11 protein-coding genes, 1 tRNA gene and 1 pseudogene are annotated in these 14,190 nt (G+C 50.4%); 5 read left to right on the top strand and 8 right to left on the bottom strand.

Translation table 11 applies throughout. From position 1 onward, the window contains the following. Nucleotides 1-100: 100 nt before the first annotated feature. The 8 genes from BQ5591_RS01325 to BQ5591_RS21265 all read right to left on the bottom strand — a co-directional run bounded on the left by BQ5591_RS01325 (nucleotide 101) and on the right by BQ5591_RS21265 (nucleotide 6,646). Nucleotides 101-174: transfer RNA gene (locus tag BQ5591_RS01325), tRNA-Ile, on the bottom strand. 607 nt (nucleotides 175-781) lie between these two features. After that, nucleotides 782-1,093, bottom strand: a complete 312-nt coding sequence (locus BQ5591_RS01320) for a DUF4491 family protein (RefSeq protein WP_022162620.1) — start codon at nucleotides 1,091-1,093, stop codon at nucleotides 782-784. Nucleotides 1,094-1,096: 3 nt separating this feature from the next. Next, a complete protein-coding gene (locus BQ5591_RS01315; RefSeq protein WP_022162619.1) occupies nucleotides 1,097-1,561 on the bottom strand; it encodes an Lrp/AsnC family transcriptional regulator in 465 nt (154 codons plus the stop codon). 189 nt (nucleotides 1,562-1,750) lie between these two features. After that, nucleotides 1,751-2,644 (bottom strand): BamJ family beta-barrel-assembly machinery protein, encoded by an 894-nt coding sequence (locus BQ5591_RS01310; protein WP_022162618.1) that lies wholly within the window; start codon nucleotides 2,642-2,644, stop codon nucleotides 1,751-1,753. 16 nt (nucleotides 2,645-2,660) lie between these two features. Further along, nucleotides 2,661-3,254 (bottom strand): BamJ family beta-barrel-assembly machinery protein, encoded by a 594-nt coding sequence (locus BQ5591_RS01305; RefSeq protein ID WP_022162617.1) that lies wholly within the window; start codon nucleotides 3,252-3,254, stop codon nucleotides 2,661-2,663. A 332-nt stretch (nucleotides 3,255-3,586) separates the two neighbouring features. Continuing rightward, the gene (locus BQ5591_RS01300) at nucleotides 3,587-4,492 is read right to left on the bottom strand and encodes a hypothetical protein (protein ID WP_071148137.1); all 906 of its coding nucleotides are present in this window, start codon (nucleotides 4,490-4,492) and stop codon (nucleotides 3,587-3,589) included. 25 nt (nucleotides 4,493-4,517) lie between these two features. Next, nucleotides 4,518-5,651, bottom strand: a complete 1,134-nt coding sequence (locus BQ5591_RS01295) for an AAA family ATPase (protein ID WP_071148136.1) — start codon at nucleotides 5,649-5,651, stop codon at nucleotides 4,518-4,520. Continuing rightward, entirely contained in the window at nucleotides 5,651-6,646 is a 996-nt protein-coding gene (locus BQ5591_RS21265; protein WP_071148135.1) for a DUF262 domain-containing protein, read from the bottom strand. The genes BQ5591_RS01295 and BQ5591_RS21265 overlap by 1 nt, the downstream gene beginning before the upstream one ends. A gap of 183 nt (nucleotides 6,647-6,829) precedes the next feature. On the opposite strand from BQ5591_RS21265, the gene BQ5591_RS01285 reads away from it, so the two are divergent. The 5 genes and pseudogenes from BQ5591_RS01285 to BQ5591_RS01265 all read left to right on the top strand — a co-directional run bounded on the left by BQ5591_RS01285 (nucleotide 6,830) and on the right by BQ5591_RS01265 (nucleotide 14,160). Continuing rightward, nucleotides 6,830-7,528 carry an SIR2 family NAD-dependent protein deacylase gene (locus BQ5591_RS01285; protein ID WP_071148134.1) on the top strand — a complete coding sequence of 233 codons (699 nt, stop codon included), beginning with the start codon at nucleotides 6,830-6,832 and terminating at the stop codon, nucleotides 7,526-7,528. Nucleotides 7,529-7,570: 42 nt separating this feature from the next. Beyond that, nucleotides 7,571-8,218 (top strand): tetratricopeptide repeat protein, encoded by a 648-nt coding sequence (locus tag BQ5591_RS01280; protein WP_071148133.1) that lies wholly within the window; start codon nucleotides 7,571-7,573, stop codon nucleotides 8,216-8,218. 109 nt (nucleotides 8,219-8,327) lie between these two features. After that, nucleotides 8,328-9,614 carry an IS1380 family transposase gene (locus BQ5591_RS01275; RefSeq protein WP_071147970.1) on the top strand — a complete coding sequence of 429 codons (1,287 nt, stop codon included), beginning with the start codon at nucleotides 8,328-8,330 and terminating at the stop codon, nucleotides 9,612-9,614. A gap of 169 nt (nucleotides 9,615-9,783) precedes the next feature. Beyond that, nucleotides 9,784-10,692 (top strand): annotated as a pseudogene (locus tag BQ5591_RS01270) (dipeptidase); the annotation flags it as partial. A 147-nt stretch (nucleotides 10,693-10,839) separates the two neighbouring features. After that, on the top strand, nucleotides 10,840-14,160 hold the full coding sequence (locus BQ5591_RS01265; protein ID WP_071148132.1) for a beta-galactosidase: 3,321 nt from the start codon (nucleotides 10,840-10,842) through the stop codon (nucleotides 14,158-14,160). Nucleotides 14,161-14,190: the final 30 nt, after the last annotated feature.

Here is a 14,190-nt window from a genome sequence, read left to right as displayed (position 1 = left end):
ATCTATAAAACAGTGAAACTCAAACCTTTTGTTTTCGCATTGTTTTCGCATGAAAAGAAAAAAGGCAGTCAGCAAATTGCTAACTGCCTGATTTTCAATGTGGACCAGCCAGGGCTTGAACCTGGGACCTCCAGATTATGAGTCTGTTGCTCTAACCAACTGAGCTACAAGTCCGGTGTATCCTTTTGTCGGATGCGGGGGCAAAAGTAATGCTTTTGCTTGAAATATGCAAGCGTTTTCTGTTTTTTCACTTGTTTTTTTGATGGTTGAAGTCTTAAAAAAGGAGGGGCAGGACGGTTGTCCGAGCCGTGCAAGTGTCCCTTGTGAGCCGTGCAAGTGTCTCTCATGAGCCGTACTGGTGTCTCTCTCACGAGCCTGTTTGTGACTGCCATGTGCTACTTTACGGCTGTAAAGTGCCTCATTACACTCGTAGTTATACTGTTTTTACGGAATTATCCTTCACGCCTTCACCAACGTTCTTTGTGTGCTGATACATAGGCGGGTGTGGTGAAAGATGACGTTTCACGGCAGTTTCACAAATGGGGCGCAGCGAGGGGCAATTTTGCAGCATGTTTCACTGCATTTTGCTTATAATAAGACGCTTACGTTGAAACTTTACCTTACAGCTTCCGCAATCCTTGTGTCGTGGTGAAAGCAAGGTGACATGTGGGAGTTGTGTCACCGCGATGGGGCGGCGATGTTACATAAGTGAAAGTCTATGTTACGTGAACGAAAGTCGATGTTACATAAACGAAAGTAGTGGAGGGAGGAGACGCACCTGTCAGAACTTGTAGGTACGTTTCGGGTTCTTGGGGAACCAGCCTTTCTTTACTCGTTCTTCCTGTTCGAAAATTTCCTTAATGGTCCAGAACGACGAGAAGGCGAAAACACCCAACAGGGCCGACAGCAGAATGTTGTCGATACACACCGAAGCAGCTGTTCCCCCGATACCCAGCAAAAGGAATATCCACCAGCATCTGGTACCCCAGTAATATTCGGCCTTTACCACGATGGGGTGGAACAGGCCGATGATGAGGAACGTGCAGATGCCGATGAACAGTCCGGCAAGATGGTATGTGTTCAGAAAATCCATGACTTATTTCTCCGGACAGATAGGTATTTCTTTCTTGATACTCTGTTCCAGTGAAATCAGTGTTTCGGTGGCGGTTACGCCGGGGATTTCCTGCATTTTGTTATTCAACAGGTCCATCAGGTGCTCGTTGTCGCGGGCATATACCTTGGTCAGCATGGTGTACGGGCCAGTGGTGAAGTGGCATTCCACTACTTCGGGAATCTTTTCCAGCTGTGCCACTACCGTCTTGTACATGGAACCTTTTTCCAGCTTGATACCCACATACGTGCAGGTTCTGTATCCAAGGGATTTAGGGTTGACGTGATAACCCGAACCTACAATGACACCGAGATCAATCAGACGCTGCACACGTTGGTGGATGGCAGCACGCGATACGCCGCATTCGGCAGCTACATCCTTGAAAGGAATACGGGCGTTCTGGGAAATGATTTCCAGAATCTGCCGGTCAAGATTGTCTATTTTTTCCATAATAGTAAATTAGTAAAGTTCTTGTTCTTATCAAATAGTAAGCAAATATAGGACTTTATTTTAATTTCTCTATAAAATGGAAAGGAAAATTGTGAAAAACAAAAGAAAAAGCGGATAAGACAGGCTTTTTTCTGTGCATCTGTCTTATCCGCCCGGAATAACGTTCTGATAGGAAACGCTATCTTATGACTACTTCTTGTCGTTTTCGATACCTACCAGTTCTACTTCGAAGATCAGTGTAGAGAACGGTTTGATCTGTCCGCCAGTTTCTCTTGAACCGTAAGCCAGGTCGTAGGGGATGTAGAGTTCCCACTTCGAACCTACAGGCATCATGGTCAGAGCCTCAGTCCAGCCTTTGATCACCTGGTTGGCGCGGAAAGTAGCGGGTTGCGACTTGCCGTCTTTGTCTTTACGCTTGTACGAGCTGTCGAACTCTGTTCCGTCGATCAGGGTACCTTTGTAGTTTACCTTCACCTTGCTGGTATCGGCCGGGATGGCACCTGTACCTTTGGTGATGATTTTATATTGCAGACCGCTTTCGGTAGTTACCACGCCTTCCTTAGTCTTGTTCTCGGCCAGGAACTTTTCGCCTGCAGCCTTGTTGTCGGCATATTTCTTTTCAATGGCTTTCTCTCTGATAATGTCCATCTTGGTACGCATGTAGTCCTGAGCCTGAGCCATTTCCATGGCGCCACCCTTACCTACTACTCCGGCTACGAATCCTGCCAGCATGTTTTCGCGGCTCAGTGTCTGTGTAGAGTCTTCACCGAAGATCTGTTGGTTGAAGCCTTCTACCCATTGCTTGCTTACCATCTGACCAATCTGCAGACCAGCCATGTAGGCTACGTCTTCTTTGCTGATTTTTTGAGCACCTTCGTTGAAACCTTTCAGGAAGGTAGACATTTGAGTTGAGTCGATGCCTTGTTGTGCCAGATATTGTTCCAAGCCTTCAGTACGTGCCATACCGATGGCATAAGACAATGAGTCGATGTCCGTCTTGATGTTTCCTTTCGGACTTTGTGCAGTACAAGATGCCATACCGGCGGCTACTGCCAGAGCCATGACGATTGATACTTTTTTCATTTTGCTTTTAAGTTTATTATTTGGATAAGATTTTCAATAATTCTACGTCGAATATCAGTGTGCTGTGAGGCGGAATCATTTCGCCGGCTCCCTGTGCGCCATAGGCCAGTTCGCTGGGGATGTAGAGTTTCCACTTGGCACCTTCGGGCATCAGCTGCAGGGCTTCTACCCATCCGGGGATCACCTGGTTGACGCCAAACGTAGCGGGCTGTCCACGCTTGATGGAGCTGTCGAACAGGGTTCCGTCTATCAGCGTACCTTCGTAGTGGCACTGTACCTGGTCAGTAGCTTTGGCATAGTGGCCTACGTTGCCTTCCTTGATGACCTCGTATTGCAGGCCGCTGGGCAGTGTGACTACGCCGGGGCGTTTGCCGTTCTCTTCCAGGAACTTCTGTCCGGCTTCGATGTTTGCCGCGTTCATCTTCTGTTCCATTTCTTCGAAGTATTTGTTCACGATGTCGCGTGCTTCCGTATGGCTGATGGCTGTCTGGTTGCCTTCCAGCACATCTTTGATGGCCTGTGCGAAGTCTTCTACTACGATGCCTTTGGCACCCATGCTCCATAAGTTCTGACCTATTCCAAGGCCGATTGCATAACTGAATTTGTCCATAAGTCGTTTTTTCGTTGGTGGGGCAGTACTGATTATCTGCCCATTGCAAATGAATGAGTGGCAAAAGTACGCCTTTTATTTGAATGATAAGGCGTTTGGTTATTTAATTTTTCTTATTTTATTCATGTTTCGCAAACTCAACATGTAGTTGACAAGTAGATAGTTAACAAGGCTGGAAAGCCGAATATTGGACAGGACGGCAGAAGATATCTGCAGGATGTTGCCGGTTCTTAATCTTTACGGCCGTGCTTGTTTGCGTCCTATAGCTTTGTTTACTAAGAAGTTGAACTGTGTGCGACGATTCAATTGCAAGGCGTGATGCCGCATTCTTTTCATACCCTGATGTTATGGCTCCGCTGCGGAGTGGCATCGGTTGTCTGGCCGTTGTGTTTGATTTCTTTCAAGTGCCTGCCGGCGTAGTCGCACAGTTCGAAACGGATATCTTCGTGCTCCAGGTCGATACAAAGGTAGGTTGCGGTGTTCTTGAAAGCTTTGGAGTAGAAGATGACTCTTTTCTGCTCGTTGTTCGAGTTGATGCGCGACAGTCGCGTGTGCAGACACCATCCGTTCATCAGAGCTATTTGGGTAGCGTGTTCGATGAGGTAGGCCTGCTTCTCTTCAGTCGAGGCGGAGTGGCGGTTGTCTTCGTGTCCTATCCGTGACAGATATCTGGTCACCATTTCCTGGTTCCATAAGGGCTCTTTTTCAGGGTTCTTCCTTTTGCATTCCTTCAACGAGGTGAGGCAGACAGCCATCTGTCCGGTTTCTACCCGATACAGGTTTTTTACGGTGGCTTTTTGTACTTTTTTGCCGGTACCCGCACGCAGGAAACCCTCGATGGTGTCTCGCTTGTCTACTTCCCGAAAGGTGAAACTCACCACAGGGCGGTCGTCCGTACAGGCTTTGCCCAGTGCGGCGGAAGGGTTGCTGAAGTCTGCTTCTTCGCAGAACACGGTGTCGGCATCCAGTTCGTCGGGGCGGGCTTCGCGCAGGGTGCTGTCCATCAGGGTGACGATTTCCATCCGCTGGTCGTCGTTCAGTTCTTCCATCTGGAGGTAACAGTCTTTCCATGCCACTCCGCCCAGAGGCAGGCTCTTGTAGCCTTGCGGACAGACAATCTTGTCTACGCCGTATTCTTTCAGCCGGTCGGCAAGGATGCCAAAACAGCTTATAGCTTCCCAGTGTTCGCACAGTTTTCCGTTGCACTGGTACGATTGGTCGTTGAGCAGAAGTTCCATGAGGGATAGTGGCTGAAGAAGGAGGTTAAGGTTGGTTGATTTGGCGCAAGGCCAGTTCCCATTCGTCGAAGAATCCTTGCGGCCAGTGGTCCAGGGTGCCGTCTTCTTCGAGCACGATGCGTTCGTTCAGATGGAATTCGGGATGGTCCTTGTCCTGATAGATATAGTGTATTTCCACCTTGCCGGCATCTGTCCGGCCTTTGCCTTCCATTCCAGCTTTGGCCATGACCCGCACGCCGTTCAGCAGGTGGTCACTGTGGGTTTCGACTATAATCTGTATGCCGTGTTCGGCGGCCAGTGCCAGCAGTTGCCCTGTGCGGAACTGTGCCGACGGATGCAGGTGGGCTTCCGGGTTTTCGATGATGAGCAACGAATTCTCCGGTGCCGTGAGCACGGCCAGTATAATGGGTAGTATATACGAGTTTCCGAAAGCTACGTTCAGGGGCGAAAAGGCTATTTCGTTGCCCTGCACGTTTTTCGAGTAGCTCAGGGTGACGCGGTCGGCAGTCTCCTGTGCGGCAGCCAGGCTGACATCGCTGCCCATGATGTAGCTCAGCCAGGCCGATACGTTGGCAAAGACGGAGTGGTTCTTTTCCAGCAGGCAGAGGGCTGGTACGGGTACCTGTTCGTTGCTGCTCATGGCTTCGTAGAAGCGGAAGGCGGTGTTGCTGCCGTGCTTGTCGCCCAGACGGCTGTCGGTGTTGCTGGCATTGCCTTTCCGGTAATTGCTTTGCGGAGCGGTGCGGTCGGCATACAGGTAGACGAAGCTGGGGGCGAAGAGCGGCCACGCTGTCAGTACGTGGTCAATGTTGTCCGAAGGAATGCAGGCAATTTCCGTATCGTCTGTCACGGCGTCCTTCAGGGTGAAGCAGGCTTCTTCCGATTGGTCATTGGTCAGCCTGATCAGGATATCGGTATCTTCGCTCAAGGCATAGCGCATGGCATTGCCGTTGGTCAGGTCGGCCAGGTCGCCGTCGGCTTTTACGTGGGTGTGCAGGTCGGTCCGCTTGTCGTCGTTGCTTTGTCGCAGGAGCAGCAGGGCCTGGACGATGCTCGACTTGCCGGCACCGTTCACTCCCGTTATCAGTGTCAGTCCGCCCAGCGGCAGAGCCAGTTCATCGAAGCATTTGAAGTTCTTCAGGTATACGTGTTTCAGCATTATTTCGTTTCCAGTTGTTGTTTCAGATAAAGGTACCGTTTCAGATAGTTTTCCAGCAGTTGTCCCGTGTAGGGAGGGATGGCAGGTATTTCTTTCCAGGCTTCTGTTGCCCATTCCTCCCAGTTGCGGGGAGGCTGTTCTTGGGGTTGGGTGGAAAGCAGTGCCAGCATAGCTTCCTGTTTTTCTGCCTGTTTCCGGGTTGTCAGTCTGATCCGGTCTATTTGTTCGAAAGTCCTCCGGGCGGTTTCCGCAAAACGGCTTTCCTGTACAAGGCTTTCCAGATCGGGCTGTGTGAGCAGTTCGTTTACCAGTACTTCGACGGGGGTTTTCAGAGCTTCGTATTGGCTGCGGAGCATGTTCAACCTATAAAGGTGGAAGACAAGCAGCCGCCCGGTCACTCCCTCCGGCGAATACACATCGAATCCGCTTCTGAGGAGACCGCTTCTTCTCGGATTTGTTTCCTGGCAAAGTCTTTTCAGCGTTTTAAATCCCTCGGGGAAGAGGAAGTTCCGACACGGATTGCTGACATCGCTATTCCCTTTGGCAAGCAGGCCGGTGTACACACCGTAGCGTACCAGGTCGGGTGTATTGGGGTTCAGCAGGTTGACTTCGAACCTGAAGTTCAGAATTTTACGCCTTACCAGCAGAGGAAGCTGGTCGAATTGCTGGTTTTCGTACATGTCGCCCAGAAAGTAGAGCGACTGCAGGGCAAACCGTCCTTGGACGAAGTCAGACAGAGCCGTCAGGCGTTTCCGCCCGTCAACGATGTACCATTCTGTCTGGCTGCCGTCGAAGAAGAGAGCTGGTTGCGGTTGTCCTACAATCAGACTTTCGATGAAGCGCGATTGCTGTTGCGGCTGCCAGTCGCTTACTGTTCTCCGTCGGTGGAATGGGAGCGGTTGCAACTTGCCGTGCCACAAGTTGATGAGTTCTTCCGATGCGAAGAACTGGTTGCGGAAATGGCTGAGTGTGGCTTTGTAACTGTCTGAAAACATACTTACTTTCTGTTGCGGCCTTTTTTGATTTGCCTGATGCAAATATAAATACTTTTTGCGGTATTCTTTTCCGAATAGGCCCGAAAGAAGTGCGAAAACCGGAGAAAAGATAGTTTTTTTGCCCGAGAACGTTTATTTTTGTCCGTACGAATCAGTCAAATTATAAAGAGAAAGGAACAAGTTATGAAGAATCTGGTTGTTTTGTCGGGTGCAGGCATGAGTGCCGAGAGTGGTATCAGTACGTTCCGCGATGCGGGCGGGTTGTGGGACCGTTATCCGGTGGAGCAGGTGGCCACGCCCGAAGGCTATGCGCGCAACCCCGAACTGGTCATCAACTTCTACAACGAGCGCCGCCGTCAGTTGCTCGAAGTGGAGCCCAACGAGGGACATCGGGGAGTGGCGGCTTTGGAGAAAGACTTCAACGTCACCGTAGTGACGCAGAACATTGATAACCTGCACGAACGCGCAGGCAGCACGCACATTATCCACTTGCACGGCGAGCTGACCAAGGTCTGCTCCAGTCGCGACCCCTACAATCCGCACTTCATCAGGGAACTGAAGCCTTCCGAATACGAGGTGCACTTGGGCGACAAGGCGGGCGACGGCAGCCAGTTGCGTCCCTTCATCGTGTGGTTCGGCGAGGCGGTGCCCGAGATTGAAACCGCCATCGAATACGTGCAGCAGGCAGACATCTTCGTCATCATAGGCACTTCGCTGAACGTTTATCCGGCAGCCGGTCTGCTGCACTATGTGCCCCGCGAGGCGGAAGTCTACCTCATCGACCCCAAGCCGGTGGACACGCACAGCTCAAGGCCGGTTCATGTCATCCGTAAGGGGGCTTCGGAAGGTGTGGCCGAGTTGAGGAAGCTGTTGGAGAAGTAAGCTGTGAAACCGGAAACTTAAAAATCTGAAATCTGTTTTTACATGCGTACACTTCGCACACTGTTGCTTTTCTTCCCTCTCCTGCTGCTTGCCATCGTCTCGTGTGGCAAGCGGAACGATGGTTTGCCTGCCTTGCAGCGGGTGGCCTTGCTGGCTAACACCCATCCCGACAGCGCAATGGCGTTGCTCGATTCGTTGCGCGACAGCATCTTCCTTCAGCCTCGTTCCGTCCGTATGTACTACGACCTGCTGACTGTGAAGGCACGCGACAAGGCTTACATTCGTCACACCTCCGACTCGCTTATCCGGAGCGTGCTTCGCTACTACGAGCGTCAGAACGACAAGAAACACCTGCCCGAAACTTATTATTATGCCGGGCGGGTGTATTCCGACTTGGGTGATGCTCCTCAGGCACTCAACTACTTTATCCGAGCCAGTGAAACGGCAGATGGGAAGGATTATGACTTGCTGAGCCGGATTTACAGTCAGATAGGAACCTTGTACCTGTACCAGGATGTTTACGACAAGGCTTTACCTGTTTTCCGGAAGTGTTATCAATACAACTTGTTGGAGGGGGACAGCGCAGGAATGGTTTATGCTATTCGTAATATTGGTCGGACTTATAGAACCTTGGATCAAGTGGACAGTGCACTTCATTATTATCCTAAATTCCGCAGCATTTTAGTTTAACTTATTTTATAAGTACCTGAGCAACAAAAAGTTGCTCAGGATTTTGCCATGTCAGATTTTTCACCTATCTTAGTGTTGCAAATCAAAATATGTATCAAACCCGACAGACATGGCAAAGGTAGCAATAAAATCTGAGAAACTCTCTCCTTTTGGAGGAATTTTTTCAATAATGGAGCAATTTGACTCCAATCTCTCATCTGTAATCGACTCAACCCTCGGTATGAGATGTAGGCTGTATGGTTATCAATACAGCGAAATCATCCGTTCGCTTATGAGCGTTTATTTCTGTGGCGGCTCATGCATAGAGGATGTCACCACTCATCTGATGTATCACCTCTCGCTTCATCCGACACTTCGCACATGCAGTGCCGACACGATTCTCAGAGCCATAAAGGAACTGACCCAGGATAACATTTCCTACACATCCGACACTGGCAAGACCTACGACTTAAACACGGCAGACATGCTGAATACACTGCTCCTCAATTGCCTATTGTCCACAGGGCAGCTGAAAGATGGCGAGGGGTATGACGTTGACTTCGACCACCAGTTCATAGAGGCTGAGAAGTTTGATGCGAAACCCACATACAAGAAGTTTCTCGGATACCGTCCTGGCGTGGCGGTTATTGGCGACTTGATTGTCGGCATTGAGAACAGCGACGGCAACACAAATGTCCGTTTCCACCAGAAGGACACGCTGAAGAGGTTCTTTGAAAGGTTTGAAAAGAACAAGCTTATGATCAACCGTTTCAGAGCTGATTGCGGCTCGTGTTCTGAAGAGATAGTGGAAGAGATTGCTAAACACTGCAAGACCTTCTATATCCGTGCCAACCGATGCAGTTCGCTCTACAATGACATCTTTGCCCTCAGAGGTTGGAAGAAAGTGGAATTGGGCGGCATTGAGTTTGAGCTGGCCTCCATTCTCATCGAGAAATGGAAAGGGAAGGCATACCGTCTTGTGATTCAAAGACAGAAGCGGATAGACGGCGAACTCGACCTGTGGGAAGGAGAATACACCTACCGCTGCATCCTTACAAATGACTACGAGTCTTCCGAGAAAGAGATTGTCGAATTCTATAACCTCCGTGGAGGGAAGGAACGCATCTTCGATGACATGAATAACGGATTCGGCTGGAACAGGCTTCCAAAATCCTTCATGGGAGAAAACACGGTGTTTCTTCTGCTTACGGCACTCATACGCAACTTCTATAAATTCATCATGGCGAGGCTTGACGTGAAGAGGTTCGGACTCAAAGCAACAAGCCGCATCAAGGCGTTTGTCTTCAAGTTCATCTCTGTGCCAGCCAAATGGGTCAGGACATCAAGGCAGTATGTGCTGAATATCTATTCATGCAACAACGCTTATGCTGATGTGTTCCAGAATGACTTTGGATGACACCGACAACTTATGGTCGTGATTTTGCGTATTGCCTCAAGTCGCATGGTGGGGTAAGGGGATTTAATGCGTCTTTGTGGCGATTTTTGCTGCGTTGCACCCTCTTTTGCCACAGTGTCGCTACCTTTTTGACCTCTGTGTCATCTTATGAGGGCGGTTGCGGATTTGAGGCTATAATATAGGTACGCGCGAAAAAACGCAGGTTTGCCTGCCCAAGATGCGAGAAGGAAAATTGGATGGACAATACCTGGCATGCTGGGTGCGCCAAGGCCCGTGCGATGAAGAGAACAGTCTGAAAGCCATTGACCGAGTGGATGAGTTGATACGCCACATCTACCGACAAGTGGAGATGAACGGGGAGCAATGTGCCATAGCCCGCACGCCCGATGATTTGTCCAGGCTCAAGACCGAAGGAAAGAAAGCCTTTTATATTGGCATCGAAAACGGATACGGCATCGGCAAGGATTTGAAGAATATCACCCGTTTCCATGATGCAGGCGTTACCTACATCACCCTTTGCCACACCCGCAACAATGACATCTGCGACAGTTCTTCGGACACGACTGCCCGTTGGAACGGCTTAAGTCCTTACGGTAGAAAAGTGGTGAAAGAAATGAACCGGCTGGGAATAATGATAGACCTTTCCCATGCAGCCGAAAGCACCTTCTGGGATGTACTGAAATATTCAAAAGCACCGGTCATAGTCTCCCACTCCTCTGCAAGCGCCATCTACAGACACGACCGCAATCTGACCGACGAACAGCTACGCGCCCTTGCCGCACATGGCGGTGTGGCTCAAGCCTGCCTGGTAGACGAGTTCCTGAACCCGGATGCCAAGAAAACCAACCTTACGGACTTCATGAAACACCTGCTGCACATGGTTGAAGTGGCAGGCATAGACCACGTGGGCATTGGCTCGGACTTCGACGGTGGAGGCGGGGTCAAAGGATGCAATGGGGACAATGATTTCATCAATATCACCGTCCGTCTGCTGGAACATGGATTTACAGAAACAGACATCGCCAAGATATGGGGTGGAAATTTCCTCCGGGTGATGAAACAAGTACAAACCAAATAGAAAAGACCGAAAAACATCACAAAAAGGAGAGATTAGAGCTATAATCTCTCCTTTTTGACACATTTACATACCCTCCATTTCTCAACTTTCGCATATCTTTGCCCAAAACATAAACGATTTATTAATTATCTAATACCGAATTCTTAAATGAAAAGGAAAATTATTTGGAGTTTTGCATTGCTGGCCTGCCTTTGCTGCCTGCCATCTGCAAAAACAAAAGCACAAACGAAAAATGCCGCAATCATACCCGGGGAAGTATGGAAAGACACCGACGGCAATCCCATCAACGCCCATGGCGGCGGCCTTCTTTACCACGAAGGGACCTACTATTGGTATGGCGAATACAAAAAAGGGGGAACCATCCTGCCCGAATGGGCTACGTGGGAATGCTACCGCACCGACGTAACCGGTGTCAGCTGCTACTCTTCAAAAGACCTGCTGAACTGGAAGTTCGAGGGTATTGTACTTCCTGCCGTGAAAGATGACGAGAAACACGACCTGCACCCCAGCAAGGTGTTGGAACGTCCCAAAGTGATTTACAACGAAAAGACAAAGAAATTCGTCATGTGGGCGCATGTGGAAAGCGCCGACTACAGTAAGGCATGTGCCGGCGTAGCGGTCAGCGATTCTCCTACCGGGACATTCACCTATGTAGGCAGCTTCCGTCCCAACGGTGCGATGAGCCGCGACCAAACAGTGTTCGTTGATGATAACGGCAAGGCATATCAGTTCTACTCGTCGGAAAACAACGCTACCTTATATATAAGCGAACTAACGGATGACTACCTAAAGCCCACTGGTCGCTATACACGCAATTTCGTAAAGCAAAGCCGCGAAGCACCCGCCGTATTCAAGTATAACGGCAAGTACTATATGCTCTCTTCCGGTTGTACCGGCTGGGATCCCAATGTTGCCGAACTGGCTGTGGCCGACTCCATCATGGGGCAATGGACTACCATCGGCAATCCGTGTACCGGTCCTGATGCAGATAAGACCTTCTATGCACAAAGCACTTACGTGCAGCAAGTATACGGAAAAGGAAATGCCTACATTGCCATGTTCGACCGCTGGAAAAAGAAAAACCTTGAGGACTCACGCTACGTATGGCTCCCGCTTGAATTCGGCAAGGACGGCACAATCGCGATACCCTGGCGCGACAGCTGGGACCCGCGTACCCAATGGGAAGGACAAGGCGACTTCTCTGCCGGCAAAGGAACATTCCTATTGAATGGCAAGCCGTTTGTCATCAAAGCCGCAGAGCTGCACTATCCACGTATCCCCAAAGCCTATTGGGACCAACGCATCAAGCTATGCAAGGCACTGGGCATGAACACCATCTGCCTTTATGTATTCTGGAACTCCCACGAGTCTCAGCCGGGAGTGTTCGACTTCACCGGACAGAATGACCTGGCGGAATTCTGCCGCCTATGCCAGCAGAACGACATGTATGTCATCCTGCGCCCGGGACCGTATGTCTGTGCCGAATGGGAAATGGGCGGACTGCCCTGGTGGTTACTCAAGAAAAAAGATATCCGCCTGCGCGAATCCGACCCCTACTTTATGGAGCGTGTAGGTATCTTCGAAAAAGCCGTTGCCGAGCAGGTAGCCGGTATGACCATACAGAACGGAGGTCCCATCATCATGGTACAAGTAGAGAACGAATACGGCTCCTACGGGGAAGACAAAGGCTACGTATCGCAAATCCGCGACATCGTACGCGCCAACTACCCCGGCGTAGCACTGTTCCAATGCGACTGGGCGTCCAACTTCACCAAGAACGGACTCCACGACCTGGTATGGACCATGAACTTCGGTACAGGAGCCAACATCGACCAACAGTTTGCACCGCTGAAGAAACTCCGTCCTGATAGCCCGCTGATGTGCTCCGAATTCTGGAGCGGCTGGTTCGACAAGTGGGGAGCCAACCACGAAACCCGTCCGGCTGCCGACATGATTGCCGGCATTGACGAGATGTTGTCCAAAGGCATCTCCTTCAGCCTCTACATGACCCACGGAGGGACCAACTGGGGACACTGGGCAGGAGCCAACTCACCCGGATTCGCCCCTGACGTAACCTCTTACGACTACGACGCCCCCATCAGCGAATCGGGACAGACCACTCCCAAATACAGGGAATTGCGAAAAGCATTGTCCAAATACATGAACGGCGAGAAGCAGGCTAAAGTTCCCGCTTTAATCAAGCCCATCCGTATTCCGTCTTTCCAATTTACAGAGATGGCTCCTTTGTTCGACAATCTTCCTGCTGCCAAGAAAGACCGCAATATCCGTACCATGGAGGAATATAACCAGGGATTCGGAAGTATTCTCTACCGCACCACACTGCCCGAGATGAAAACCCCGTCCCTGCTCACTGTGAACGATGCGCACGATTATGCCCAAGTTTTCCTGGATGGCAAATACATCGGCAAACTGGACCGCCGCAACGGTGAAAAGCAACTGGAATTCCCCGCCTGCCCCAAAGGTGCACGCCTCGACATTCTGGTAGAAGCCATGGGCCGCATCAACTTTGGACGTGCCATCAAGGACTTCAAGGGTATCACCCAAAGCGTAGAACTTACCGTAGACATCGACGGCCGTCCTTTCACCTGCAACCTGAAGGATTGGGAAGTCTATAATCTCGAAGATACATACGATTTCTATAAGAACATGAAGTTCCAGCCCATCGGCTCACTGAAAGATGAGTTAGGACAACGCATTCCGGGTTGCTACCGTGCCACCTTTAAGGTGAACAAGCCCAGCGACACATTCCTAAACTTCGAAACTTGGGGCAAGGGACTTGTCTACGTCAACGGGCACGCCATGGGACGCATTTGGGAAATCGGCCCGCAACAGACCCTCTACATCCCGGGATGCTGGTTGAAGAAAGGTGAGAATGAAGTGATTGTCTTCGACATCATCGGTCCCAAAGAAGTTAAGTCCGAAGGACTGAGCGAGCCATTACTGGACCAGTTGCTCGTCACCAAACCGCTGACGCACCGCAATGAGGGTGAAAATCTCGACTTGTCCGGTGAGCAGCCCGTCCTCTCCGGCAGCTTCAATCCCGGCAACGGTTGGCAGGAACGCAAATTCGACCAACCCGTCACCGGACGTTATGTCTGCCTGGAAGCCTTGAGTGCACAAGATGGAAAAGACCTGGCTTGCATTGCCGAAATGTATCTGCTGGATGAGAATGGGGAACGTCTGTCACGCGAACCCTGGATTGTCAATTATGCCGACAGCGAAGACGTATCCCACGTCAACTGTTCTGCGGACAAAATCTTCGACCTCCAGGAATCAACCTATTGGAGCACAACAAAAGACACTCCATACCCGCATTCTGTCGTGATTGACTTGGGTAGCACCCGCACCCTGACCGGCATACAATATCTACCCAGAATGGAAAGCGAGGTACCGGGTGGAATCAAAGACTTCAAGGTTTACGTAAAATCCAAGGCTTTCAACTATTAAGCCGGATTTACAACACTAATAGATTCTTTA

Source organism: Bacteroides ndongoniae (assembly GCF_900108345.1).
Taxonomy (GTDB): domain Bacteria; phylum Bacteroidota; class Bacteroidia; order Bacteroidales; family Bacteroidaceae; genus Bacteroides; species Bacteroides ndongoniae.
The sequence above is the reverse complement of the archived record's forward strand: the minus strand, read 5'-3'. Positions and strand labels throughout refer to the sequence as shown.

Coding starts and splice junctions, on each gene's coding strand:
- BQ5591_RS01320 (WP_022162620.1), bottom strand. CDS start 1,093: ATGGATTTTCTGAACACATACCATCTTGCCGGACTGTTCATCGGCATC.
- BQ5591_RS01315 (WP_022162619.1), bottom strand. CDS start 1,561: ATGGAAAAAATAGACAATCTTGACCGGCAGATTCTGGAAATCATTTCC.
- BQ5591_RS01310 (WP_022162618.1), bottom strand. CDS start 2,644: ATGAAAAAAGTATCAATCGTCATGGCTCTGGCAGTAGCCGCCGGTATG.
- BQ5591_RS01305 (WP_022162617.1), bottom strand. CDS start 3,254: ATGGACAAATTCAGTTATGCAATCGGCCTTGGAATAGGTCAGAACTTA.
- BQ5591_RS01300 (WP_071148137.1), bottom strand. CDS start 4,492: ATGGAACTTCTGCTCAACGACCAATCGTACCAGTGCAACGGAAAACTG.
- BQ5591_RS01295 (WP_071148136.1), bottom strand. CDS start 5,651: ATGCTGAAACACGTATACCTGAAGAACTTCAAATGCTTCGATGAACTG.
- BQ5591_RS21265 (WP_071148135.1), bottom strand. CDS start 6,646: ATGTTTTCAGACAGTTACAAAGCCACACTCAGCCATTTCCGCAACCAG.
- BQ5591_RS01285 (WP_071148134.1), top strand. CDS start 6,830: ATGAAGAATCTGGTTGTTTTGTCGGGTGCAGGCATGAGTGCCGAGAGT.
- BQ5591_RS01280 (WP_071148133.1), top strand. CDS start 7,571: ATGCGTACACTTCGCACACTGTTGCTTTTCTTCCCTCTCCTGCTGCTT.
- BQ5591_RS01275 (WP_071147970.1), top strand. CDS start 8,328: ATGGCAAAGGTAGCAATAAAATCTGAGAAACTCTCTCCTTTTGGAGGA.
- BQ5591_RS01265 (WP_071148132.1), top strand. CDS start 10,840: ATGAAAAGGAAAATTATTTGGAGTTTTGCATTGCTGGCCTGCCTTTGC.